The organism is Enterobacter sp. ENT02 (assembly GCF_019219165.1).
Classification (GTDB): domain Bacteria; phylum Pseudomonadota; class Gammaproteobacteria; order Enterobacterales; family Enterobacteriaceae; genus Enterobacter; species Enterobacter mori.
In genome coordinates this window covers 173,434-197,193 of sequence record NZ_JAHUWD010000003.1, presented here as the reverse complement: position 1 = coordinate 197,193, position 23,760 = coordinate 173,434, and the positions used below count along the sequence as shown (strand labels likewise).

At 59.1% G+C, this 23,760-nt stretch carries 20 protein-coding genes; 10 read left to right on the top strand and 10 right to left on the bottom strand.

Translation table 11 applies throughout. The features are described 5' to 3' along the window. Positions 1-145: 145 nt before the first annotated feature. Positions 146-640 (top strand): PadR family transcriptional regulator, encoded by a 495-nt coding sequence (locus KW829_RS11930; RefSeq protein WP_010435828.1) that lies wholly within the window; start codon positions 146-148, stop codon positions 638-640. Here the strand turns inward: KW829_RS11930 and KW829_RS11925 are convergent. Together KW829_RS11925 and KW829_RS11920 are read right to left on the bottom strand one after the other, a co-directional pair. Further along, positions 637-2,196 (bottom strand): methyl-accepting chemotaxis protein, encoded by a 1,560-nt coding sequence (locus KW829_RS11925; protein ID WP_218308280.1) that lies wholly within the window; start codon positions 2,194-2,196, stop codon positions 637-639. The genes KW829_RS11930 and KW829_RS11925 overlap by 4 nt on opposite strands. A gap of 328 nt (positions 2,197-2,524) precedes the next feature. Continuing rightward, positions 2,525-4,045: a PAS domain-containing methyl-accepting chemotaxis protein gene (locus KW829_RS11920; protein ID WP_218308279.1), complete on the bottom strand. Its 1,521-nt coding sequence runs from the start codon at positions 4,043-4,045 to the stop codon at positions 2,525-2,527. Positions 4,046-4,470: 425 nt separating this feature from the next. Here KW829_RS11920 and ygjG point away from each other — a divergent pair, with 425 nt between their 5' ends. Next, positions 4,471-5,850, top strand: coding sequence for a putrescine aminotransferase (gene ygjG, locus KW829_RS11915; protein ID WP_042715413.1), 1,380 nt, complete (start codon positions 4,471-4,473; stop codon positions 5,848-5,850). An 85-nt stretch (positions 5,851-5,935) separates the two neighbouring features. On the opposite strand, the gene KW829_RS11910 is transcribed toward ygjG, so the two are convergent. Further along, positions 5,936-6,538: a helix-turn-helix domain-containing protein gene (locus KW829_RS11910; protein WP_218308278.1), complete on the bottom strand. Its 603-nt coding sequence runs from the start codon at positions 6,536-6,538 to the stop codon at positions 5,936-5,938. 42 nt (positions 6,539-6,580) lie between these two features. Here KW829_RS11910 and KW829_RS11905 point away from each other — a divergent pair, with 42 nt between their 5' ends. Beyond that, positions 6,581-7,270 (top strand): B3/4 domain-containing protein, encoded by a 690-nt coding sequence (locus tag KW829_RS11905; protein WP_218308277.1) that lies wholly within the window; start codon positions 6,581-6,583, stop codon positions 7,268-7,270. Between the two features lie 91 nt (positions 7,271-7,361). Here KW829_RS11905 and lsrG read toward each other — a convergent pair whose 3' ends face one another. Genes lsrG through lsrA form a run of 6 tightly spaced genes read right to left on the bottom strand, consistent with a single transcriptional unit; the run spans position 7,362 to position 13,047 of the window. Next, a complete protein-coding gene (gene lsrG, locus KW829_RS11900) occupies positions 7,362-7,655 on the bottom strand; it encodes a (4S)-4-hydroxy-5-phosphonooxypentane-2,3-dione isomerase (protein WP_010435840.1) in 294 nt (97 codons plus the stop codon). Further along, positions 7,655-8,539 carry a 3-hydroxy-5-phosphonooxypentane-2,4-dione thiolase gene (lsrF, locus tag KW829_RS11895; protein WP_172701245.1) on the bottom strand — a complete coding sequence of 295 codons (885 nt, stop codon included), beginning with the start codon at positions 8,537-8,539 and terminating at the stop codon, positions 7,655-7,657. The genes lsrG and lsrF overlap by 1 nt, the downstream gene beginning before the upstream one ends. Positions 8,540-8,550: 11 nt before the next feature. Continuing rightward, positions 8,551-9,552: an autoinducer 2 ABC transporter substrate-binding protein LsrB gene (gene lsrB, locus KW829_RS11890; protein ID WP_218308276.1), complete on the bottom strand. Its 1,002-nt coding sequence runs from the start codon at positions 9,550-9,552 to the stop codon at positions 8,551-8,553. Between the two features lies 1 nt (position 9,553). Beyond that, positions 9,554-10,531 carry an autoinducer 2 ABC transporter permease LsrD gene (gene lsrD / locus KW829_RS11885; RefSeq protein WP_108416165.1) on the bottom strand — a complete coding sequence of 326 codons (978 nt, stop codon included), beginning with the start codon at positions 10,529-10,531 and terminating at the stop codon, positions 9,554-9,556. Further along, positions 10,532-11,563 carry an autoinducer 2 ABC transporter permease LsrC gene (gene lsrC / locus KW829_RS11880; RefSeq protein WP_010435847.1) on the bottom strand — a complete coding sequence of 344 codons (1,032 nt, stop codon included), beginning with the start codon at positions 11,561-11,563 and terminating at the stop codon, positions 10,532-10,534. Next, the gene (lsrA, locus tag KW829_RS11875; RefSeq protein WP_218308478.1) at positions 11,560-13,047 is read right to left on the bottom strand and encodes an autoinducer 2 ABC transporter ATP-binding protein LsrA; all 1,488 of its coding nucleotides are present in this window, start codon (positions 13,045-13,047) and stop codon (positions 11,560-11,562) included. The genes lsrC and lsrA overlap by 4 nt, the downstream gene beginning before the upstream one ends. A gap of 215 nt (positions 13,048-13,262) precedes the next feature. Here lsrA and lsrR point away from each other — a divergent pair, with 215 nt between their 5' ends. From lsrR to KW829_RS11860, 3 genes are all read left to right on the top strand, one after another. Next, positions 13,263-14,231 (top strand): transcriptional regulator LsrR, encoded by a 969-nt coding sequence (gene lsrR / locus KW829_RS11870; RefSeq protein ID WP_218308275.1) that lies wholly within the window; start codon positions 13,263-13,265, stop codon positions 14,229-14,231. A gap of 34 nt (positions 14,232-14,265) precedes the next feature. Beyond that, positions 14,266-15,843, top strand: a complete 1,578-nt coding sequence (gene lsrK, locus KW829_RS11865) for an autoinducer-2 kinase (protein ID WP_218308274.1) — start codon at positions 14,266-14,268, stop codon at positions 15,841-15,843. A gap of 178 nt (positions 15,844-16,021) precedes the next feature. Continuing rightward, complete coding sequence (locus tag KW829_RS11860) at positions 16,022-18,043, top strand: NADPH-dependent 2,4-dienoyl-CoA reductase (protein WP_218308273.1); 2,022 nt, start codon at positions 16,022-16,024, stop codon at positions 18,041-18,043. A 119-nt stretch (positions 18,044-18,162) separates the two neighbouring features. Here KW829_RS11860 and rlmG read toward each other — a convergent pair whose 3' ends face one another. Beyond that, the gene (gene rlmG / locus KW829_RS11855) at positions 18,163-19,299 is read right to left on the bottom strand and encodes a 23S rRNA (guanine(1835)-N(2))-methyltransferase RlmG (protein ID WP_218308272.1); all 1,137 of its coding nucleotides are present in this window, start codon (positions 19,297-19,299) and stop codon (positions 18,163-18,165) included. 85 nt (positions 19,300-19,384) lie between these two features. On the opposite strand from rlmG, the gene KW829_RS11850 reads away from it, so the two are divergent. The 4 genes from KW829_RS11850 (at position 19,385) to sstT (ending at position 23,670) form a co-directional block, all read left to right on the top strand. Beyond that, positions 19,385-19,888, top strand: a complete 504-nt coding sequence (locus KW829_RS11850) for a YgjP-like metallopeptidase domain-containing protein (RefSeq protein WP_010435864.1) — start codon at positions 19,385-19,387, stop codon at positions 19,886-19,888. A gap of 70 nt (positions 19,889-19,958) precedes the next feature. Beyond that, complete coding sequence (locus KW829_RS11845) at positions 19,959-20,957, top strand: Gfo/Idh/MocA family protein (RefSeq protein WP_010435866.1); 999 nt, start codon at positions 19,959-19,961, stop codon at positions 20,955-20,957. A gap of 250 nt (positions 20,958-21,207) precedes the next feature. Continuing rightward, positions 21,208-22,173 carry a TerC family protein gene (locus KW829_RS11840; protein ID WP_010435870.1) on the top strand — a complete coding sequence of 322 codons (966 nt, stop codon included), beginning with the start codon at positions 21,208-21,210 and terminating at the stop codon, positions 22,171-22,173. A gap of 255 nt (positions 22,174-22,428) precedes the next feature. Next, positions 22,429-23,670, top strand: coding sequence for a serine/threonine transporter SstT (sstT, locus tag KW829_RS11835; protein ID WP_010435872.1), 1,242 nt, complete (start codon positions 22,429-22,431; stop codon positions 23,668-23,670). Positions 23,671-23,760 lie beyond the last annotated feature (90 nt).

Below are 23,760 nucleotides of genomic sequence, written 5' to 3'. Positions count from 1 at the left end.
TATGCCCTTCTCAGGTGAATACGATATATCGAAATTGATTTTTTTAATGATAATGATTGCTATTAACCAGGAATGCAAGATCTTTTAGATTGCATCTGAATATATCTAAGATATAGTTTAGATATATCAATTTTAGAGGTTCACTATGCGACACGAACATGAAGGCGGTGGACGCCGACCGCGCTTTTTCGGCCACGGCGATCTACGGCTGGTGATCCTGGATATTCTGACCCGCAATGCCAGTCACGGTTATGAGCTGATCAAAGAGATCGAGAACCTGACGCAGGGGAACTACACGCCGAGCCCGGGCGTGATCTACCCAACCCTGGATTATCTGCAGGATCAGACGTTTATCACCATTACGGAAGAAGAGAGCGGTCGTAAGAAAATTGCGATAACTGCTGAAGGGCAAAACTGGCTGGATGAAAACCGGGAACAGCTGGAACAGATCCAGGTGCGCATCAAAGCGCGCAGCGTCGGCTTCCAGCTGCGCAAAAACCCGCAGATGAAGCGGGCGCTGGAAAACTTCAAAGCGGTGCTGGACCTGAAGGTGAATCAGGGAGAGCTCAGCGACGCGCAGCTCAAGCAGATCGTCGGGGTGATCGACCGCGCGGCGCTGGAGATCTCCCAGCTGGATTAAGCGAGCGCGCGCTCGCTGACGCGGAACACTTTTACCAACTCTTTCAGGTGCATCGCCTGATCGTTCAGCGATGCCGCCGCCGCAACGGACTCCTCCACCAGCGCCGAGTTCTGCTGGGTGGTGGCGTCAATCAGGCCAATCGCACTGTTGATCTGCGAGATGCCTTCCGTCTGCTCATGGCTGGCCTGACGGATCTCGCGCAGGATCACGTCCATCTCCTCCACGTTGCCGACCATCCCGTTGATCAGCCCGCTGGCTTTTTCCACCAGGTTCATCCCGTCCTGAGTCTGGCTGGTGGAGCTTTCAATCAGCTGGCGGATTTCACTCGCCGAAGAGGCGCTCTTCTGCGCCAGCTGGCGCACTTCGCCCGCGACCACCGCAAAGCCACGCCCGTGCTCTCCCGCACGTGCCGCCTCGACTGCTGCGTTCAGCGCCAGAATATTGGTCTGGAAGGCAATGGCGTCGATCAGGTCGATAATGTCGGACATCCGGTTGGATGTTTCGTTAATCAGGCGCATTTTGCTGGTCACCTGTTTCATCATCTCACCGTTGTTTTTCACCACCATGGCGGCATCGGCAGAGAGGGTGGTCGCTTCCCCGGTGTGCGACGCGGTGTTTTTCACCGTCGCGGTGATCTGCTCCATCGAGGCTGCCGTCTGCTCGACGGAGCTGGCCTGCTCTTCGGTGCGCGCGGCCAGATCCTGGTTGCCTGCGACAATCTGCGCGGCGGCGCTGGAGATGTTTTCCGAGCCGGTTTGCACCTGCTGCACAATCTCCAGCAGACGGGTTTTCATCTCCATCAGCGCATGCAACAACAGGCCGGTTTCGTCTTTACCGTGAGACGTAATGCTGCCGGTCAGATCGCCATCGGCAATGGCTTCTGCAAAGCTCACCGCCTCGCCCAGCGGACGGGTAATGGAGCGTACGATAAACCAGCCGATCAGGCTGCCCGCCGCCACGCTGAAGAGCGTGATCAGGAGCAGCAGCATGCGGTTGGTTCGGAAATCACCGTCCACCTGCGCGCCCGCGCTCTGCATCTCGTTGTTTTGGATGGCGATCAGCGCCTGCACCTTCGCTTTGTAAGCCTGCTGCACGGTGAGGGTGTTGGTCATCATCTCCTGGATAGCGCCCGCACGGTTGTTGTTCTGTACCGCCTGTAAAATGCGGTAGCGCGAGTCCAGATACTGCTGGCGCACGCTGCGGATATCCGCCAGCACCTGCTGAGACTTCTGATCCTGCAACGCGTTGTTCAGCTCGCCCAGGATCACCGTAATGTGCTCGCTGATCTCTTTCAGACGCTGCTGAGATTGACCCGTGTAGGTGCCCTGCTCGTCCAGCAGCATAAGCTGCTGCGTGCTTATAAATTCCTGGAAGTTGTCGATTAGCTGGTTGGCTTTTACCGTGGTTGGATAATCGTGGGTAATGATAGTCTGCATCCCGTTGTTCGCCCGATTCAGGCTCAGCAATGAGACACTCGCACTGACGATCATCAGAACAATAAAGAACCCAAACGCCAGAAATAATTTCGTGCCGATCTTTACGTCATGTAAGAACATATTTACTCCATCGATGTGATTATTTCTCAGACGATCACCGTTATCGGTAACGAACGCGCTAACTTTATGACTTTGATCGTTTTTTTATTTCATAACCATCACAATGGATAGGTACAGTCTATTAATTTTGGCGCATCGATCGTTGCGTAACCACCAGAGAGGGCATTTCTGAAATAGCATCGGGGAAAACTGACTTAGGCAGGCATAAATAACTGAGAGGATTTTTTTAGTTATTTAATATCACATTAACAATAAACATTAAAAATAATCACATTAAAACGCCGTTTATACCTGGTAGCATAAACGGCTTTTCTGGAACATTACTGGCTCAATGGAGCACGGTCACGGCATCTTTGAGACGTCCCGCACGGTGCTTCACCATGGCGGAGATCTGAGCGCTCTCCTCTACCAGGTCCGCATTTTTCTGGGTAATACTGTCCAGTTCGGCAACGGCCCGGGTTAACTCGGACAGCCCGGTAGCCTGTTCAGACGTAGCGTGGCTAATCTGGGCAATAAGCTGCGTGACGTTTTTCACCTGTTCAACAATGTCATCCATTGTGCGGCCTGCCGCGTGAACTTGATCGGAGCCGGACTGTACCTTGCTGGCGCTGGCGTCAATCAGCTTACGGATATCGTTGGCCGCACTGGCGCTGCGGCTGGCGAGATGACGAACCTCACCGGCCACGACCGCAAAGCCTTTGCCCTGTTCGCCTGCGCGTGCCGCTTCCACTGCCGCGTTCAGCGCCAGAATATTGGTCTGGAAAGCGATGTCATTGATAAGCGAAGTGATCGAGCCAATCCGCTGGGTGCTGTCAGCAATATCATCCATGGTTTTCACCACCGTCTGCATCGCATTTCCGCCTTTGGTCGCCGCGTTGCTGGCCGCCACGGAGAGCTTATCGACTTCGGCAGCGGTTTCAGAGTTGCTTTGTACCGAGGCGGCCATTTGATTCATCGTCGCCACGGTCTGCTGCACATTGGTGACGGTCTGACGCGTGCGGTCGTTGAGATCGTCATTCCCCTGCGCCAGCTTATCGCTGCCATCGCGCACGCTCACCACCTGGCTTGAAACATCATTGATTAACCAGCGACACATCAGCCCCAGCTGTCCGATCGCGCGCAGCGTCAGCCCCAGCTCGTCGCTGCGGTTCAGGTGCTGCACGCTGTTACGCTCACCGGTCGCGACCTTCAATGCCTGACGCGTGACATTTTCCATCGGTCGGACAATCTGCTGCTCGAACAGCATCGTCCCGACGACCATCACGACGGCAGCAGCCACCAGCGATGGCCACCCCGCAGAGGTTAACGCCAGCGTGGCAGCCATCACCGCAAACAGCGCCGCCATGACGCTACGAACCCGCCAGCGCAGCGGCATAGCCGGTAATTTCCCGAGCCAGCCTTTGCGCACCACCAGCCCTTTATGGATACGTTTTTTACAACGGCCTTCATTGAGCGCCTTATATAAAGGCTCCACGGTCGCAATCTCTTCAGCCGTCGCTTTTGTGCGAATCGACATATAGCCGGTCATTTTCCCGTGGCGCACCATCGGCACGGCGTTCGCTCGCACCCAGTAGTGGTCGCCGTTTTTGCGGCGGTTTTTGACAATCCCGCTCCACGGTTCCCCCTGTTGCAGCGTGTACCACATGTCGGCGAAGGCCGCTTTCGGCATGTCGGGGTGACGCACCATATTGTGAGGCTGTCCCATCAGTTCCTGGAGCGTATAGCCACTTACCTGCACAAAGGTGTCGTTGGCATGGGTCATGTAGCTCTGGAGATCGGTGGTAGACATAAGAGTGGTGTCACTATCCAGAGGGAATTCATTCTGGGTGACAAAGGATGGAGAGGACATGGCGGGCATTCCTTGCAGGTTATTCGAGTGTTAATTTTGTGGTTTATTGTTTTTTCGGCGGTTACAAATTTATCTTTAGTTGTTAAATCCGATCGAGATCGCAAATTTCGGGTAAACCGCACTTTCTGTACGCTTTTCTAATCGATTGATTTAAAATACTTTCGTAGAGAAATTACCTGCAAAGCATGATCTATTAACGCCCACTTAAGTGGCATCTTTCGCACCACTCCGGTGCAATTGACCCCATCCATCGCGCTTTCCCCTCCCGCCTTCATCCCATCAGGCTGGTATCGGCATGATTAAATATTGCGCAACATTATTTTAACCTGGTGTTTATCCCGATTTTCGTTAAGTCCGCTGAAGTGGCGTAATCCCTGCAATACTTAACGCAGTATCATGTGATACGCGATCCCCGGGAGCACATTTTGAACAGGTTACCTTCCAGCGCCTCGGCTCTTGCCTGTACCGCGCACGCACTGAATCTCATTGAGAAGCGAACGCTCGATCATGAGGAGATGAAACAACTTAACCGAGAGGTCATCGATTACTTTAAAGAGCATGTGAATCCTGGTTTTCTTGAGTATCGCAAATCTGTTACCGCCGGCGGGGATTACGGAGCCGTAGAGTGGCAAGCGGGAAGTCTGAACACGCTTGTCGACACCCAGGGACAGGAATTTATCGATTGCCTGGGGGGTTTTGGTATTTTCAACGTGGGGCACCGTAATCCAGTTGTGGTTTCCGCCGTACAGAATCAACTTGCGAAACAACCTCTCCATAGCCAGGAACTGCTCGACCCGCTTCGCGCCATGCTCGCGAAAACGCTGGCGGCCTTAACGCCCGGCAAACTGAAGTACAGCTTCTTTAGCAACAGCGGCACGGAATCGGTCGAAGCGGCGATTAAACTCGCCAAAGCGTACCAGTCCCCGCGCGGAAAATTCACCTTTATCGCCACCAGCGGCGCGTTCCACGGGAAATCCCTGGGAGCACTGTCGGCGACCGCCAAATCCACCTTCCGCAAACCGTTTATGCCGCTGCTGCCGGGCTTCCGCCACGTGCCGTTCGGTGACATTAACGCCATGCGTACCGTGCTGAGTGAATGCCGTAAAACCGGCGACGATGTGGCAGCGGTGATCCTGGAGCCTATCCAGGGTGAAGGCGGCGTGATCTTGCCTCCGCAAGGCTATCTGCCCGCCGTGCGACAGCTGTGCGATGAGTTTGGCGCGCTGCTGATCCTCGACGAAGTGCAAACCGGCATGGGGCGCACCGGCAAGATGTTTGCCTGCGAGCATGAAAACGTTCAGCCGGACATCCTGTGCCTGGCGAAGGCGCTCGGCGGCGGCGTGATGCCAATAGGCGCAACGGTAGCAACGGAAGAGGTGTTCTCGGTGCTGTTCGACAACCCGTTCCTGCATACCACCACCTTTGGCGGCAACCCGCTGGCCTGTGCGGCGGCGCTGGCGACCATCAACGTACTGCTGGAGCAAAACCTGCCCGCGCAGGCGGAGCAGAAAGGCGACATGCTGCTGGACGGCTTCCGCCAGTTGGGCCGGGAATACCCGGACCTTGTGCAGGAGGCGCGCGGTAAAGGGATGCTTATGGCAATCGAGTTTGTCGACAACGAAATCGGCTACAGCTTCGCGAGCGAGATGTTCCGCCAGCGGGTGCTGGTGGCCGGGACGCTCAACAACTCGAAAACCATCCGCATTGAGCCTCCGCTGACGCTGACGATTGAGCAGTGTGAGCAGGTGCTGAAAGCGGCGCGCAAAGCGCTGGCAGCGCTCAGGGTGAGTGTGGAAGAGGCGTAATCAACGCCCGGTGGCGCTACGCTTACCCGGCCGACAAAATACTGCATATGTAGGCCCGGTAAGCGTAGCGCCACCGGGCTGCTTTTTAACGGTGAAACTCCGCCACCGTCATAGTGAAGCGCAGTACGCTCTCCCCTTCGTTCGCATAACCGTGCGCCGCTTCGGTTTTCGCCACCGCCGACGCGCCAGCATTCAGCTGCGTAACCGTCTCGTCCACCGTCAGCGTCAACACGCCTTCGTTCACGTGCACCAGCTCAAAGGTTCCTGCCGGATGCCCTGTCGAGGTGAAATACTCCCCCGGATGCATCTCCCACTGCCACAGCTCAATCATGTCCGGGCCCGCGGTGCCTGCCAGCAGCCTGGCGTAACCGCCCTGTGCGCCCTGCCACAGAACCGGGATCGCCGCTTCTTCGATAACGTGCACCAGCGGCTCGCTGGAGACGTTGACGATATCCGCCACCGAGATGCCGAGCGCGGCGGCCAGCTTGCACAAAATGGCGATGCTGGGGTTGGCTGCGCCCTTTTCGATCTCCACCAGCATCCCTTTGCTGACGCTGGCTCGGCGGGACAGCTCGTCCAGCGACAGCTTTTTCTCTTTGCGCCAGCTGCGGATGCGGTTCGCCACGGCCAGGCTTACCTGGACAACATCGGCACCCTGCGCAGTCATTATATTGACTTTATCAGTCATTGGTCACTACCATGGTATAAAACAGTCAATACAGGATTATTTATGTCTCTCGTAACGCCGTCAATAGATTCGCGACTTGCCGACATTGCGCCCGGCTTTCGGGCGCTGAGCATTCTGGTTGAAGCCGCGCCGATTACCCAACCGGAGGTTGCGCCCGCCGCGCTGGCGCAGGCCTGCCAGCAGATGTTGAATGACGATGTGCCGTGGGCTGATGCACACCTTTCAGACTGGGATGAGGTGTTTAAAGCCTTTGGCGCGAAACCGAAACGCACGCCCTGTTCCGCCGCGGCCCTGCGCAAGCGGGTGCTGAAAGACGGTTCGCTGCCGTCGCTGGATCCGGTGGTGGATATCTATAACGCGGTGAGCATTCGCTATGCCATTCCGGTGGGCGGGGAAAATCTCGCGGCGTACTCGGGTGCGCCTCGCCTGACGCTGGCCGACGGCAGCGAGCCGTTTGATACCTTTAAAGAGGGCCAGCCGGTGGTGGAATACCCGGATGCTGGCGAGGTTATCTGGCGCGACGACCTCGGCGTCACCTGCCGCCGCTGGAACTGGCGTCAGGGAGTGCGTACCCGTCTGGACAGCCAGGCGACGTCTATGTGGTTTATTCTCGAAAGTTTGCCATCGATGCCGCTGGCGGCGCTTGAAGAGGCAGGCGCGGCGCTGGTTAATAATCTGCAGCGGCTGATGCCCGGGGCAACGGCCCAGGTGCAGTTGCTGGAACTGGCCTGAACAATGCCGGGTGGCGCTAACGCTTACCCGGCCTACCGCACTATTCCACATCCCGTAGGCCCGGTAAGCGCAGCGCCACCGGGCATGTCCGTTACTCCGGCAACAACCCCACAAAACTGCGTTTCTTACGCGGCTCCGACATCAATTCCTCAAGCTTATCCACGCACGCCAGATAGTGCGGCGTTTGCTTATGCGCCAGCACTGCCTCTTCGTCTTTATAGGCCTCGTAGATAAAGAACCGGGTTTTCACCCTCGGGTCCTGCAATACGTCAAAGCGCAGATTCCCCGGCTCCTTGATTGCCCCCTCGTGGTTGGCGCGAAACACGTCCAGAAACTCGTCCACCCGCTCGGGCTTGATGTTAATCTCAACCAGCGTCACGTTCATTATGCTTCTCCCTGTTTCTCTTCCTGCCAGAACTGGAACGCATCGCGGGCATTCCAGTTTTCGTGAACCACTTTCTTCACCGCCTTCAGCATGGCGAGCGGCGCGCTGGACTGGAAGATGTTGCGTCCCATGTCCACGCCGGATGCGCCCTGGTCAATCGCGCGCCAGCACATCTCCAGCGCCTCGTGCTCCGGCAGCTTTTTGCCTCCGGCGATCACAATCGGCACCGGGCAGCTGGCGGTCACTTTTTCAAAGCCCTCGTCCACATAGTAGGTTTTGACGAACTGCGCCCCCATTTCGGCGGCGATGCGGCTGGCCAGCGAGAAATAGCGCGCGTCCCGCGCCATCTCTTTACCCACGCCCGTCACCGCCAGCGTCGGCATGCCGTAGCGCGCGCCCGCATCCACCAGCTTGATGATGTTGTTGATTGACTGATGCTCAAACTCGCTGCCGATATACACCTGTGCCGCCACCGCGCAGACGTTCAGGCGCAGCGCGTCCTCCATCGCCACCGCCACGCACTCGTTCGACAGCTCGCCAAGAATCGAGTTACCCCCCGAGGCGCGCAGCACCACCGGTTTGTTCGTCGCAGCAGGCACCTGGCTCCTGAGGATGCCGCGGGTGCACATCAGCACGTCGGTTTCGCCAAACAGCGGCGCGATAGAGAGATCGATACGCTCAAGGCCGGTGGTCGGTCCCTGAAAGTAGCCGTGGTCAAAGGCCAGCATCACTGTACGGTTGCTCTGCGGATTGAAGATGCGCGAAAGCCTGGACTGCATACCCCAGTCCAGCGAGCCGCAGCCCTTCAGGGTGTAAGGCACATTCTGCTGCGGCGTGCCGATGCCAAAATCTTTGCCGTCTTTGATGTCGTCTAAATCAGCCATTTGCTCCCCCGTCAGAAATCGTATTTGCTGATGTTCTCTTTGGTGAACACCACGCGCTCCGGCAGCAGCACGATGCCGTTGCCCTTCGCCTCATACTGGTAGCCCTGCACGCTGTTCGGCTCGACCTTCAGCGCGCCGATGTCTTTTACGTCCACGCTGTCGCCGACGTTAAGATCGCCTTTTTTCAGCAGGCGATCGGCGACATTGACCGCAATTTTGCCCTGTTGTACGACATCCCACAGGCCGAATGCTTTTACCGTGCCGCGCTCAACGTACGGACGCATCACGTTCGGCGTGCTGAAGCCGACAATCGCCACCCCTTCGCGCCTCAGGTTTTCCGCCGCCTGCGCCGCTGCTGGCAGCGCGTTGGCGTCCGGGGCGATGATCGCATCCAGATCCGGATACGCTTTTAAGATCCCTTCGGCGGTTTGCAGAGATTTAGTGGCATCGTTATAGCCAAACTGGGTGGTGACGACCTGCCACTGAGGATGATCTTTCTCGATTTTGGCCTTCGCCTCTTTCACCCACTGGTTCTGGTCGGTAACGGTCGGGCTGGAGTAGAAGAACGCCACTTTAGCGTTCGGTTTGGTGACCTGTTTGCCCGCCATCTCCACCAGCAGGCCGCCGAGCTGCTCCGGCGTTCCCTGGTTGATGTAGATGCTGCGGCACTCCGGTTTGGTGTCGGAATCCCAGGTCAGGACCTTGACCCCGCGCTGCATCGCGCGCTTCAGTGCCGGGCAGAGGCCGTCCGGCGACACGGCGGAGACGATAATGGCGTTATAGCCCTGGTTGACGAAGTTATTGATGAGCTGCACCTGGCCGGAGACGCTCGGCTCGGTCGGGCCGTCGTAGGTGACGTCCACGCCGAGATCTTTCCCCGCCTCTTTCGCGCCGTTGCCGCCGCTGGTGAAGAAGCCCACGCCCACCAGCTTCGGGATAAAGGCAATGCGGTCCGCCGCCTGCGCCGAGGCGAAGCTGAGGGCCATTGCTAGGACGAACAGTTTTGTTTTCATCTTACGCTCCGGATAGTTTTCTAAAGAGAGAACGCACCCATTCACGGTGCAGACTCAGCGAACGTCCCATCACCACCACAACCAGCAGCGCCCCTGACAGCGCGCTCGACACCTGGTTAGGTATGCCGACCATCTGTAAACCCTGCTGCAGGTAGCCCACCAGCAGCGCCGCCAGCGCCGTACCAACAACCGAACCTGACCCGCCGTAGATATTGGCCCCGCCGAGCACGGCGGCAGTGAGCGCTGGCATCAGTAAATCGCGCCCCAGATCCGAACGCGCGGAGCCGAAATAGGAGACCATCACCAGCGCGGCAACCGCCGAGGCCACGCCCACCAGGCCGTACAGCGCATAGGGCATGCCGTTCACCGACAGCGCCGCATAGCGCGCCGCGCGAGGATTCTGGCCGATTAAAAACAGGTGACGACCAAAGCGCCCGCGATGGGTAATCAGCCAGAAGAAAAACGTAATCACCGCGAACAGCACCAGCGGGATCGGCAAGCCCAACACCGTGAGGTTAGCGAACGCCGTGAAGCTGTCCGGGAAGCCGCCGATGCCCTCGTAGCCCGTCGCCCCCGCCATGCCGGAGAGCAGCAGCGCGCCGCCGCCGTAGAGGTAGAGGGTGCCGAGAGTAATAACCAACGGGCTGATGCCGGTATAGTGAATAAGCGCGGCATTAAATAATCCGCACAGCAGGCCGAGCAGCAGCGTCAATGGAACGGCGAACGCCATTGGCCACCCCGCCTGCATCATGACGCCCAGCGCAATGGCACACAGGCCGATGGTCGAGCCGAGGGAGATGTCGATCCCGCCGCTGATAATCACCAGCGTGAGCGGTAGCGCCACAATGCCAATACAAATGAAGTCGCTGGTGCTGAACAACAGCATGTTGATATCAAGCATGCGCGGGTTGATGGCGCCAAAGAGCAGAATCTCCAGCACCAGTAAAATGAGCAGCGCGCTTTCCCAGTTAAGCCTCATTTACGCCACCTCTTTTTTGCGTTTTGGAAAAGGGGTCACGTGCTTTCCCCCTCTGTTGCCCGGCTGGAAGCGGCCATACTTCAGCGCCCGCTGGTGACGCGCCAGCGCCTGGCGCAGACGTCCGTCGAGCACCAGCACGCCCAGCAGCACCAGCCCGGCGATAAAGTCGTTCCACCACGCCGGGAGCCTGAATAGCACCAGCACGGTATCGATTTGCGTCAGGAAGAAGGCCCCGAGCAGCGCGCCGATCAGCGTGCCCGTGCCGCCCAGCAGCGAAATGCCGCCGAGCACGCAGGCGGCGATGGCCTTCATCTCCAGCCCGCTGCCGGTCTGGTTCGGCACAAAGCCAATCTGCGCGGCAAAGACAATTCCGGCGCAGGCCGCCAGCATGCCGTTCAGGGTAAAGGCAATCATGCGGGTGCGGTTCACCGCCACGCCCAGCTGGCGCGCGGCGGCGAGGTTATCCCCCACCGCGTAGAAATCACGACCGAACGCGGTGCGCGACAGCGTCCATGCGCCTGTGGCCGCGATAATCAACACGACTATTCCGAGCGGTGAAATGCCGATGGCGGCAGGCTCAGAGAGGGATTTCAGCGCTGGCGGCAGTCCTTCAATCCACTTCCCGCCCGTCCAGAGCAACATCGCCCCGCGGTACAACCCCAGCGTTCCGAGGGTGGCGACAATCGCCGGAATGCGCAGCCCCACCACCAGAAACCCGTTGAACGCCCCGGCCAGCGCACCAGTCGACAGCGCGAAGAGAATGGAAACGGGCAGGCTGTAGCCGCTGTTCAGCGCCACACCTACGGCGATCGCGGACAGCCCCACGGTGGAGCCAACGGACACGTCGATATTGCGGGTCAGCATCACAAGCGCGGCACCGATGGCTAGCAGGATCAGGATCTGCGCGCTGGCGAAGATCATCCCCAGCGTCTGCAGGCTGAAGTAAGACGGGTTCAGCGCCACCAGCACGGCGAATAGCGCCAGAATGGCGAGAAACGCGCTCAGCTCGCGGTTTTTGAGTAAGGTCTTCATGATTGCCCTCCGAACGCCAGCGCCATCATCTTGTCGAGGCTGACGGCGTGACGCGGCAGCTCGCCGCTGAGCACGCCCTGATGCATCACCAGCACCCGGTCCGCAAGGCCCGGGAACTCGTCGAGATCGCTTGAGATCATCAGCACCGCCACGTTCTGTGCTGCCACGCTTTTTATCAGCTGGTAGATGTCGGCGCGGGCCGAGACGTCCACCCCGCGCGTCGGTTCATCGACGATCAGCAGTAAAGGATTGGCCTCGAGACAGCGCGCCAGCAGCACCTTCTGCTGGTTGCCGCCGGAGAGCGTGCGTACGGTTTGATCCGCATGGTTAAGCTTGATCCCCAGCGCCCGGTGGTAACGCTCCACCACCGCAGACTCCCGCTTGCGCTGCTGCCAGAGAGACGGCTCGTTCAGCGCCACGGTGTTCCAGCGGATCGGCGCGTCGAGGAACAGGCCTGACACCTGCCTGTCTTCCGGCAGGTAGACCAGCCCTTTTTCCAGGCGTGAACTGACCGGATCGCCGGTAATCTCCTGGTTCTCCAGCCAGACGCGACCGCCGCGCACGGGCCGCAGACCATAGAGCGTTTCCGCAAACTCGGTGCGCCCGGATCCCACCAACCCGGCCAGGCCGACGATCTCCCCGGCGTAGATCTCAAGGCTGAGATCGATAAACCCCTCCCCGGTGAGATCGTCCACCCGCAGCACCGGGAAATCCTGCGGCTGGGTGCGGCGGTTGCCCGGCAGCGCCAGCCACAGCTTCTGCGTATCGCTGAGAGATTTATCGCGGCTTACCGGCGTCATGGCGGCGATCAGGGCGCTGTCGTCAAACTGCGCGGTTTCGCCGCTCAGCACGACCGCACCGTCGCGCATCACCGAGACGTGGCTCGCCAACTGGCGAATTTCCGGCAGCTTGTGCGAGATAAAAACAATCCCGACGCCGAGTGCCTGCAGGGCGCGGATCTGGCGAAACAGCCGCTCGGTTTCGCCCGGCGTGAGGGAGGCCGTGGGTTCGTCGAGGATCAGGATCCTGGCGTTGCGCATCAGGCCGCGCAGGATCTCCACCATCTGCTGATCCGCCACTTCCAGGGTGCTGGCGGCGGCGTCGAGGTTAAGCGGGCACTGCAGCTGCTGGAGCTTCTCCGCCAGCCGCTTTTCCAGATCGCGTTCGCGCGGCAGGCGGAACAGGATGTTTTCCCGCACCGTCAGGTTGGGGAACAGCAGCGGCTCCTGCGGCACCAGGTAAATGCCTAACCTGTGCGCCTGCACGGGCGTGAGCCGCGCATATGACTGCCCCTCGACAGAAAGTTCACCGTTGTCCGGCGTTTCCACCCCGGCGATGATCTTCATTAGCGTCGATTTTCCCGCGCCGTTCCCGCCCATCAGGGCGTGCACCTGGCCCGCAAGCAGCGTGAAATCAATGCCTTTCAGAACCGGCACCCCTGAGAACTGCTTGCTGATATTTCGCGCGTCGAGAAGTGGTGTCATCATCGCTCCGCTATTGAACAAATGATTTTTACATTTAATAATGTTCAAAAGCGTAGACGGTGAACTATATTTACAACCGTGCAGGGATCACAGTTTTATCGATTGAGATACAGATAAACCAGAAACGATCTAAAAGATCCGTTTTGTCGCGTGGCTCACATTTTCCCTTCGCGCCATCACGAACATATGATCTAAATTTTTATAAGAGTTCAATTATGAGCGATAAACGCACTGCGGAAGAAGGACGGTTTGCCGGGCTGGCGCTGGCGGAAGAAGAGCTGGTGGCGCGCGTGGCCTGGTGCTACTACCACGACGGGCTGACCCAAAACGACATCGGCGAGCGGCTCGGGCTGCCGCGCCTGAAGATCTCCCGCCTGCTGGAGAAGGGCCGTCAGTCCGGGGTGATCCGCGTGCAGATCAACTCCCGCTACGAGGGCTGCCTGGCGCTGGAAACCGAGCTCCAGCAGCGCTTTGGCCTGAAGCTGGTGCGCGTGATGCCCGCCCTGAATACCCCGCCGATGAACGTGCGGCTCGGCATTGGCGCGGCGCAGTCGCTGATGGGCGTACTGGAGCCCGGCCAGCTGCTGGCGGTGGGGTTTGGTGAAACCACCATGAGCAGCCTGCAGCACCTGAGCGGCTTTATCAGCTCACAGCAGATCCGCCTGGTGACGCTCTCCGGCGGCGTGGGGCCGTATATGACCGGTATCGGCCAGCTGGACGCGGCCTGCAGCGTGAGCATGATCCCCGCCCCGCTTCGCGTGTCATCTGCCGAGGTGGCCGGGATCTTAAAGCGTGAAACCAGCGTGCGGGACGTGATCCTCGCCGCCACCGCTGCCGACGTGGCGGTGGTCGGGATTGGTTCGGTGAACCAGCGACGCGATGCCACGATACTGCGCTCCGGCTATATCAGCGAAGGTGAACAGCTGATGTACGCCCGCAAAGGGGCGGTCGGCGACATTCTCGGCTATTTCCTCAATGCCGAGGGCGAGTGCGTTGAAGAGCTGGAGATCCACAAAGAACTGCTGGGCGTCACGCTCGATGAACTGGCGCAGCTGCCCACCATCGTTGGCGTGGCCGGAGGAGAAGAGAAAGCCGATGCGATTTATGCCGCACTGAAGGGCCGCCGTATCAATGGCCTGGTGACGGAGGAGACGACAGCCCGCGTGGTGCTGGCCCTGACGTAACGGGGTTGCCCTGCGCTAACAACGAGGCAAGCTCATGAGTTACCTTTTAGCGTTAGATGCAGGGACAGGCAGCATTCGCGCCGTGATTTTCGATTTACAGGGCAACCAGATTGCCGTCGGTCAGGCCGAGTGGAAGCACCTGAGCGTGGAGAACGTGCCGGGGTCGATGGAGTTCGACCTGGAGACCAACTGGCGGCTGGCCTGCCAGTGTATTTATCAGGCGCTGGAACGTGCGCACCTGAGCGCGGCGGATATTCAGTCCGTCGCCTGCTGCTCGATGCGCGAAGGGATAGTGCTGTATGACCGCAACGGCGAGGCCATCTGGGCCTGCGCCAACGTCGACGCCCGCGCCAGCCGCGAGGTCGCCGAACTCAAAGAGATCCACGACGACCGTTTTGAATCCGAAGTGTATGACGTTTCCGGCCAGACGCTGGCGCTGAGCGCCATGCCGCGCCTGCTGTGGCTGGCACACCATCGCCCGGATATTTACCGCAAGGCCGCCACCATCACCATGATCAGCGACTGGCTGGCGGCGAAGCTCTCGGGCGAGCTGGCGGTCGACCCGTCTAACGCGGGCACCACCGGCATGCTGGATCTCTTCTCCCGCGACTGGCGGCCGGCACTGCTCGACATGGCCGGCCTGCGCGCCGATATCCTCTCCCCGGTGAAAGAGACCGGCACCGTGCTGGGCGCTATCACCAATGAGGCCGCGCAGCAGAGCGGCCTGCGCGAAGGCACCCCGGTGGTGATGGGCGGCGGCGACGTGCAGCTGGGCTGTCTGGGGCTGGGCGTGGTTCGCGCCGGACAAACCGCGGTGCTGGGCGGTACCTTCTGGCAGCAGGTCGTAAACCTGCCGCAGGTGCGCACCGACCCCGAGATGAACATCCGCGTGAACCCGCACGTTATCCCCGGCATGGCGCAGGCGGAGTCGATCAGCTTCTTTACCGGGCTGACCATGCGCTGGTTCCGCGACGCCTTCTGCGCCGAGGAAAAGCTGATTGCCGAACGGATGGGGATGGATACCTATTCCCTGCTGGAAGAGATGGCGAGCCGCGTACCGGCAGGATCCCACGGGGTGATGCCGATCTTCTCCGACGCGATGCATTTTAAGCAGTGGTACCACGCCGCACCGTCGTTTATTAACCTCTCCATCGACCCGGAAAAGTGCAACAAAGCGACGCTGTTCCGCGCCCTGGAGGAGAATGCGGCGATTGTTTCGGCCTGCAACCTGGCGCAGATCTCGCGCTTCTCCGGCGTGACGTTTGAGAGCCTGGTCTTCGCGGGCGGCGGGGCTAAGGGCGCCCTCTGGAGCCAGATATTAAGCGATGTCACCGGGCTGGCGGTGCGCGTGCCGGAGGTGAAAGAGGCGACAGCGCTCGGCTGCGCAATTGCGGCAGGCGCGGGCGCGGGGCTGTTTGCGGATATGGCCTCGACGGGCGAGCGGCTGGTGAAGTGGAGCCGCGAGTTCACGCCGAACCCGCAGCACCGCGAGCTGTACGACGGCATGATGCAGAAGTGGCAGGCGGTGTACGCCGACCAGCTGGGGCTGGTGGACAGCGGGCTGACGACGTCGATGTGGCAGGCGCCGGGGCTGGTGCGGGCATCCCCCTAAGGGAGAGGGAGATTAAGTCCCCTCTCCCTGTGGGAGAGGGTTAGGGTGAGGGCATCAGGCCACACTAATATTTGAATCCCATCACAATCACTGCATTCCCCTTTTCCCTTTTACTTCGTGCTGGCTAAATTAGTAACTCATCCGACCACATAACAATAATTTTACACTGGAAGAGACTATGAGCCGCTACCCGTCGTTATTCGCCCCCCTCGATCTGGGGTTCACCACACTCAAAAACCGCGTGTTGATGGGCTCAATGCACACCGGGCTGGAGGAGCATCCGGACGGGGCCGAGCGTCTGGCGGCCTTCTATGCCGAGCGCGCCCGCCACGGGGTGGCGCTGATTGTCACCGGCGGCGTGGCCCCGGCTCCTTCCGGCGTGGGCATGGAGGGCGGCGCGGTCCTGAACGATGCGTCACAGCTGGCGCACCACCGCATTGTGACCGACGCGGTCCACTGCGAGGGCGGTAAAATCGCCCTGCAAATCCTGCACACCGGACGCTACAGTTATCAGCCGAACCTGGTCGCGCCGTCGGCTCTTCAGGCGCCGATTAACCGCTTTAAACCTCACGCTCTCACCCACGACGAGATCCTGGCATTGATTGACGACTTCGCCCGCTGCGCGGCGCTGGCGCGCGAGGCGGGCTACGACGGCGTTGAGGTGATGGGCTCAGAAGGCTACCTGATTAACGAGTTCCTCGCCGCCCGCACCAACCAGCGCGACGACGAATGGGGCGGCGACTATGCCCGCCGCATGCGTTTTGCCGTGGAGGTCGTGCGCGCCGTGCGCGAACGTGCGGGCGCTGATTTTATTATTGTTTTCCGTCTGTCGATGCTCGACCTGGTAGAGGGCGGCGGCACCTTCGACGAAACCGTCCAGCTGGCGCAGGCGATTGAAGCCGCTGGCGCCACCATTATCAACACCGGCATAGGCTGGCACGAGGCGCGCATCCCGACCATCGCCACGCCGGTACCGCGCGCGGCGTTCAGCTGGGTGACGCGCAGGCTGAAAGGCAAAGTATCTGTTCCGCTGGTCACCACTAACCGCATTAACGATCCGCAGGTGGCGGACGATGTGATTTCGCGAGGCGACGCCGATATGGTGTCGATGGCGCGTCCGTTCCTGGCTGATGCCGAACTGCTCTCCAAAGCGCAAAGCGGACGCGCGGATGAGATCAACACCTGCATCGGCTGTAACCAGGCCTGTCTGGATCAGATCTTCGTCGGCAAGGTCACCTCTTGCCTGGTTAACCCGCGCGCCTGTCACGAAACCAAAATGCCGATCGTTCCGGCGCAAAACAAAAAGCGCCTGGCCGTGGTGGGTGCAGGGCCGGCGGGCCTGGCGTTTGCAGTCAACGCCGCCTCGCGCGGGCACAGCGTGACGCTGTTTGATGCGCTGGCGGAGATTGGCGGCCAGTTTAATATCGCCAAACAGATCCCCGGCAAAGAGGAGTTTTATGAAACGCTGCGCTACTACCGCCGAATGATCGAGCTTACAGGCATCGATCTGCGGCTTAACCAGTTTGTCAGCGCGGCGGATCTGATCGGTTTCGACGAGGTGATCCTGGCGAGCGGGATCGTACCGCGCATGCCGGCGATCGAGGGCATCGATCATCCGAAGGTGTTGAGCTATCTGGATGTATTGCGTGACAAAACGCCGGTTGGCGAGAAGGTGGCGATTATCGGCTGCGGCGGGATCGGCTTTGATACCGCCATGTATTTAAGCCAGCCGGGCGAGGCCACCAGCCAGAACATTGCCGAGTTTTGCGTGGAATGGGGGATCGACACCAGCCTGAGCCAGTCCGGCGGGCTACGCCCGGAAGGGCCGCAACTACCGAAAAGCCCGCGCCAGATCGTGATGCTCCAGCGTAAAACCAGCAAGCCGGGCGAAGGGCTGGGCAAAACCACGGGCTGGATCCACCGCGCCACCCTGCTCTCACGCGGGGTGAAGATGATCCCGGCGGTCAGCTACCAGAAGATCGACGACGAGGGGCTGCACGTCACGATCGGCGGCGAACCGCAGCTGCTGCGTGTGGATCATGTCATTTTATGTGCCGGGCAGGAGCCGAAGCGCGATCTGGCGGATCCGCTGCGCGAAGCCGGTAAAACGGTGCATTTGATTGGCGGGTGCGACGTGGCGATGGAGCTGGACGCGCGGCGGGCAATTGCGCAGGGGACGAAGTTGGCTCTGGCGATCTAGGGCATTGCCGGGCGGCAGGGTAAAAGCAAAACGGCAACCCTGTTGCCGTTTTTAGTGTTTGCGCCCTCTCCCTGTGGGAGAGTGTTGGGGTGAGGGCATCAGGCCGCACATACCCAATCTTAACGACGACGCCCCAGCTTCACCGCCTTCAGCACCACGAACTTGTTATTGGTCGCAATGGTGACGCAGTTGCCGAAAATCTTCTTCAGCTTGTGGAAATAGTCCAGGTGGCGGTTTGCCACGATGTACAGCTCGCCGTTGATTTTCAGGCAGCGGCGCGCGTGGTGGAACATCTCCCAGGCGACATTATCCGTCAGAGCATGCTTCTGGTGGAACGGCGGGTTACAGAACACAGCGTTGAAGCGGAACGGCTCTACGCCCGACAGCGCGTTGTTGATCATAAACTCGCAGCGATCCTGCGCTTCCGGCATGTTGGTTTCCACGTTCAGACGGCTGGAGGCCACCGCCATTGGCGACTCGTCGCTGAACACCACGCTGGCGTCCGGGTTCTTCGCCAGCAGCGTCAGGCCAATCACGCCGTTACCGCAGCCCAGATCGACAATCTCACCTTCCAGATTTTCCGGCAGATGTTCCATAAAGAAACGCGCGCCGATATCCAGACCGGTGCGGGAGAAAACGTTCGCATGGTTGTGGATGGTCCAGTCGGTACCTTCCAGTTTCCAGCTCAGGGTCTCGGGCGCGTCGGCCAGTTCCGGCGCGCTGAAGGTGCAGTTGATCAGGCGCGCTTTTTTCCAGGCCAGCGTGGTGGTGGTTGGGCCGAGGACTTTCTCGAACAGCTCCAGCGTCGAGGTGTGAATATCGCGCGCTTTGGCACCCGCGATAATGCGGGTTTCTGGCGTCACGACCTTACGCAGCGCGCGCAGCTGCTGCTCCAGCAGCGCCATGGTTTTTGGCACCTTAATCAGCACCACGCCCGGCGCCTGCGGGTAATCCGCGGTGCTGTCGAGGAACTTCACGCTGGACTCTTCGATGTCGTTGTGACGCAGGTTTTCACGCGTCGCCAGCTCGCTTAAGTAAGAATCGCCGATGCTGTACGGGGTGTGTTCAGCCAGCGCGCAGCCCAGCGCGCCAAACGCGTCATTCAGGATCAAAACCGGGCCGCGGATTTCAGTCTCATCCAACTGCTGCAGCAGATATTCATCCGCCGCTTCCCACGCCATAAGCGGGTTGACGTCATCCGTTTCCGGGAAACGTTTAAGGTTGAGTGAACGGAAACCGTTGTCTAAGTGGCTCATCGGCCCTCCTGAATGGTAAAATTTCGGCGTTATCCCTGAAAAGGGTGCGTGAGTATACCCGTTTTCAACTTATTTTGGGGTTTTGATGAACCAGCTGACTTATCTCCAGGGCTACCCGGAGCATCTGCTTTCCCAGGTACGCACGTTAATTGCCGAGCAAAAACTGGGGGCGGTGCTGGAAAAACGCTACCCCGGCACGCACGATTTCGCGACCGATAAAGCCCTCTGGCAGTATACGCAGGATCTGAAAAGCCGTTATCTGAAGAGCGCGCCGCCGATCAACAAGGTGATGTACGACAACAAGATCCACGTGCTGAAAAACGCGCTCGGCCTGCACACCGCCATCTCCCGCGTGCAGGGCGGCAAGCTGAAGGCGAAGGCCGAAATCCGCGTCGCGACGGTTTTCCGTAACGCGCCGGAAGCCTTTCTGCGGATGATCGTCGTCCATGAGCTAGCGCATCTGAAAGAGAAAGAGCACGACAAAGCGTTCTATTCCCTGTGCTGCCACATGGAGCCGCAGTACCACCAACTGGAGTTTGATACCCGGCTATGGCTTACGCATTTATCGTTAAATAGTAATGCGGAATAGCGCACGCGAATTGTCATGATGACGTGCTACAGTGGCTAAAGGTTCCCCGCTACGGAGTACGTAAACGTTTATGATACGTTTCGCAGTCATTGGAACGAACTGGATCACGCGCCAGTTCGTCGACGCCGCCCACGAAACCGGCAAATATAAGCTTACCGCGGTCTATTCCCGCAGCCTTGAGCAGGCGCAAAGTTTTGCTAACGACTACCTCGTTGAGCATCTCTTCACCTCGCTCGACGAGATGGCGCAAAGCGACGCCATTGACGCGGTCTATATCGCCAGCCCGAACTCCCTGCACTTCCCGCAAACGAAGCTGTTCCTCAGCCATAAAAAGCATGTGATTTGCGAGAAGCCGCTGGCATCGAATATCCAGGAAGTGGAAGCGGCCATTGCGCTTGCCCGCGAAAACCAGGTGGTGCTGTTCGAAGCGTTTAAAACCGCCAGCCTGCCGAATTTCCTGCTGCTGCAGCAGTCCCTGCCGAAAATTGGCAAAGTGCGTAAAGCCTTTATCAACTACTGCCAGTACTCGTCGCGCTACCAGCGCTACCTGGACGGCGAGAACCCGAACACCTTTAACCCGGCCTTCTCTAACGGTTCGATTATGGATATCGGCTTCTACTGCCTGGCCTCTGCCGTGGCCCTGTGGGGCGAGCCGCATGGCGTAACGGCCACCGCCAGCCTGCTGGAGAGCGGCGTGGATGCGCACGGTTTAGCGGTGCTGGACTACGGCGATTTCAGCGTCACGCTGCAGCACTCCAAGGTGAGCGATTCCGTGCTGCCGAGCGAAATTCAGGGCGAAGCGGGCTCGCTGGTTATCGAGAAGATCTCCGAGTGCCAGAAGGTGAGCTTTGTGCCGCGCGGCGGTAAAGCGCAGGAGCTGACGCAGCCTCAGCATATTAACACTATGCTCTATGAGGCAGAGGTCTTCGCCCGTCTGGTGGAAGACAACGAAGTGAATCACCCGGGCCTCGCGGTGAGCCGCACCACGGCGAAACTGCAAACGGAGATCCGCCGTCAGACCGGCGTGGTGTTTCCGGCAGACGACGTGAGCGCGGAAGCTATCGCGTAAAACTGTGTAATGAAACCGTGCAGACCATTGACGAAATCAATGGTCTGACATATTTTGTTACCTGCAAAGGGGAGTAACTTCTTCGCCGGTGGATCGTCATTACGATGCGTTAAACACGCATCCGGTCGCCGGGCAACCCTCGTGGTTGTAAGTGAGACCTTGCCGGAAGGCGAGGTCTATGCATAAAAAGCTAACGGCTATCGTCTTCTGACCATGGCCGTTTTTGTTTTTTATGTGTAAGGAAAATAGTATGCATTCTGTCGGCACTCCAATGTTGTGGGGCGGATTCGCGGTTGTCGTGCTCATCATGCTGGCAATCGACCTCTTTTTGCAGGGCCGTCGCGGCGCGCACGGCATGAGCATCAAACAGGCTGCGGCCTGGTCTCTGGTGTGGGTTACCCTCTCCCTGCTGTTCTGTGCCGCCTTCTGGTGGTATCTGGCCTCGACCGAAGGCCGTGCGGTGGCCGATCCTCAGGCGCTCGCCTTCCTCACCGGCTATCTGATTGAAAAAGCCCTGGCGGTTGATAACGTTTTCGTCTGGCTGATGCTGTTCAGCTACTTTGCCGTACCTGCTGCCCTGCAGCGTCGCGTGCTGGTCTACGGCGTGCTGGGCGCGATTATCCTGCGTACCATCATGATCTTCGCCGGCAGTTGGCTGATCACCCAGTTCGAATGGCTGCTGTACGTCTTTGGCGCTTTCCTGCTGTTCACCGGTGTCAAAATGGCGCTGGCGAAAGAGGACGGCTCCGCGATTGGCGATCGCCCGCTGGTGAAGTGGATCCGTGGGCACCTGCGCATGACCGACAAGATTGAGAGCGAGCACTTCTTCGTGCGCAAGAACGGCCTGCTGTTTGCCACCCCGCTGCTGCTGGTGCTGATTCTGGTCGAGCTGAGCGACGTGATTTTCGCGGTGGACAGCATTCCGGCGATCTTCGCGGTGACCACCGACCCGTTCATTGTGCTGACCTCTAACCTGTTTGCGATCCTCGGCCTGCGTGCAATGTACTTCCTGCTGGCGGGCGCGGCAGAACGCTTCTCCATGCTGAAATACGGTCTGTCGGTGATCCTGGTGTTTATCGGTATCAAGATGCTGATCGTCGATTTCTACCATATCCCGATCGCCATTTCGCTCGGCGTGGTGTTCGGCATTCTGATCGTGACGCTGATTATCAATACCTGGGTTAACCGCCAGCACGATAAGAAGCAGCAGGCTTAATGCGTTTTGCCCGGTGGCGCTGCGCTTACCGGGCCTACAACGTCACCCCGTAGGCCGGGTAAGCGCAGCGCCACCCGGCATTTTCGTTAAGCAATAGTTAAAAAACATGACGTACCACGTAAAATCCAGCATTTTACGCTTCCCTCCTTTCGCGCATTCCCTATACTCGACCAGGCAAACATTTACTTACATCCGGACATAAATGTGACTTAGAGCACATTCGGAATGGAACGCAATTTCACTCAGGAATAATGTATGAGCACACAATCAACGGGGCTTTTTGCGCGCCTGGCGCAGGGGAGCCTGGTTAAACAAATTCTGGTAGGACTGGTACTCGGGATCCTGCTGGCGCTGGTGTCAAAACCTGCTGCTATCGCCACCGGCCTGCTGGGAACGCTGTTTGTTGGTGCACTGAAGGCCGTCGCACCGGTACTGGTTCTGATGCTGGTGATGGCGTCAATCGCTAACCACCAGCACGGACAAAAAACCAACATTCGCCCTATTCTGTTCCTGTATCTGCTGGGAACTTTCTCTGCGGCCTTAACGGCCGTCGTGTTTAGCTTCCTGTTCCCGTCCACGCTGCACCTGACCAGCGCGGCCGGTGATATCACTCCGCCGTCCGGCATTGTCGAAGTGCTTCGCGGCCTGCTGATGAGCATGGTCACTAACCCGATTGATGCCCTGCTGAATGCAAACTATATTGGCATCCTGGTCTGGGCGATTGGCCTGGGCTTCGCGCTGCGTCACGGCAACGAGACCACGAAAAACCTGGTTAACGACGTGTCGAACGCCGTGACCTTTATGGTAAAAATTGTTATTCGTTTTGCGCCAATCGGGATTTTCGGTCTGGTCTCCTCCACGCTGGCAACCACAGGGTTTGAAACCCTGTGGGGATACGCACAGCTTCTGATCGTGCTGATTGGCTGTATGCTGTTGGTCGCGCTGGTCATTAACCCACTGCTGGTGTTCTGGCAGATCCGCCGCAACCCGTATCCGCTGGTGCTGACCTGCCTGCGCGAGAGCGGCGTGTACGCCTTCTTCACCCGCAGTTCGGCGGCGAACATTCCGGTCAACATGGCGCTTGCAGAGAAGCTGAACCTGGACCGCGACACGTATTCCGTGTCGATCCCACTGGGTGCAACCGTGAACATGGCGGGCGCAGCAATCACTATTACCGTGCTGACCCTTGCGGCGGTGCATACGCTGGGTATTCCGGTGGATCTGCCGACCGCACTGCTGCTGAGCGTGGTGGCGTCGCTGTGTGCCTGTGGCGCATCGGGCGTGGCGGGCGGTTCGCTGCTGCTGATCCCGCTGGCGTGTAATATGTTTGGCATCCCGAACGAGATCGCGATGCAGGTTGTGGCCGTCGGCTTTATCATCGGCGTGCTGCAGGACTCCTGCGAAACCGCGCTGAACTCCTCTACCGACGTGCTGTTTACCGCAGCGGCCTGTCAGGCGGAAGACGCGCGTTTAGCGAAGAATGCCCTGCGAGGTTAACAGCAAAACGGCAACCTTGAGGTTGCCGTTTTTTAGTGTTTGTCCCCTCTCCCCGTGGGAGAGGGCCAGGGTGAGGGCACCAGCCCGCCC

Excerpts from the sequence above, each read along its gene's own strand:
- KW829_RS11930 (WP_010435828.1), top strand. The coding sequence starts at position 146 with ATGCGACACGAACATGAAGGCGGTGGACGCCGACCGCGCTTTTTCGGC.
- KW829_RS11925 (WP_218308280.1), bottom strand. The coding sequence starts at position 2,196 with ATGTTCTTACATGACGTAAAGATCGGCACGAAATTATTTCTGGCGTTT.
- KW829_RS11920 (WP_218308279.1), bottom strand. The coding sequence starts at position 4,045 with ATGTCCTCTCCATCCTTTGTCACCCAGAATGAATTCCCTCTGGATAGT.
- KW829_RS11910 (WP_218308278.1), bottom strand. The coding sequence starts at position 6,538 with ATGACTGATAAAGTCAATATAATGACTGCGCAGGGTGCCGATGTTGTC.
- KW829_RS11905 (WP_218308277.1), top strand. The coding sequence starts at position 6,581 with ATGTCTCTCGTAACGCCGTCAATAGATTCGCGACTTGCCGACATTGCG.
- lsrG (WP_010435840.1), bottom strand. The coding sequence starts at position 7,655 with ATGAACGTGACGCTGGTTGAGATTAACATCAAGCCCGAGCGGGTGGAC.
- lsrF (WP_172701245.1), bottom strand. The coding sequence starts at position 8,539 with ATGGCTGATTTAGACGACATCAAAGACGGCAAAGATTTTGGCATCGGC.
- lsrB (WP_218308276.1), bottom strand. The coding sequence starts at position 9,552 with ATGAAAACAAAACTGTTCGTCCTAGCAATGGCCCTCAGCTTCGCCTCG.
- lsrD (WP_108416165.1), bottom strand. The coding sequence starts at position 10,531 with ATGAGGCTTAACTGGGAAAGCGCGCTGCTCATTTTACTGGTGCTGGAG.
- lsrC (WP_010435847.1), bottom strand. The coding sequence starts at position 11,563 with ATGAAGACCTTACTCAAAAACCGCGAGCTGAGCGCGTTTCTCGCCATT.
- lsrA (WP_218308478.1), bottom strand. The coding sequence starts at position 13,047 with ATGACACCACTTCTCGACGCGCGAAATATCAGCAAGCAGTTCTCAGGG.
- lsrR (WP_218308275.1), top strand. The coding sequence starts at position 13,263 with ATGAGCGATAAACGCACTGCGGAAGAAGGACGGTTTGCCGGGCTGGCG.
- lsrK (WP_218308274.1), top strand. The coding sequence starts at position 14,266 with ATGAGTTACCTTTTAGCGTTAGATGCAGGGACAGGCAGCATTCGCGCC.
- KW829_RS11860 (WP_218308273.1), top strand. The coding sequence starts at position 16,022 with ATGAGCCGCTACCCGTCGTTATTCGCCCCCCTCGATCTGGGGTTCACC.
- rlmG (WP_218308272.1), bottom strand. The coding sequence starts at position 19,299 with ATGAGCCACTTAGACAACGGTTTCCGTTCACTCAACCTTAAACGTTTC.
- KW829_RS11850 (WP_010435864.1), top strand. The coding sequence starts at position 19,385 with ATGAACCAGCTGACTTATCTCCAGGGCTACCCGGAGCATCTGCTTTCC.
- KW829_RS11845 (WP_010435866.1), top strand. The coding sequence starts at position 19,959 with ATGATACGTTTCGCAGTCATTGGAACGAACTGGATCACGCGCCAGTTC.
- KW829_RS11840 (WP_010435870.1), top strand. The coding sequence starts at position 21,208 with ATGCATTCTGTCGGCACTCCAATGTTGTGGGGCGGATTCGCGGTTGTC.
- sstT (WP_010435872.1), top strand. The coding sequence starts at position 22,429 with ATGAGCACACAATCAACGGGGCTTTTTGCGCGCCTGGCGCAGGGGAGC.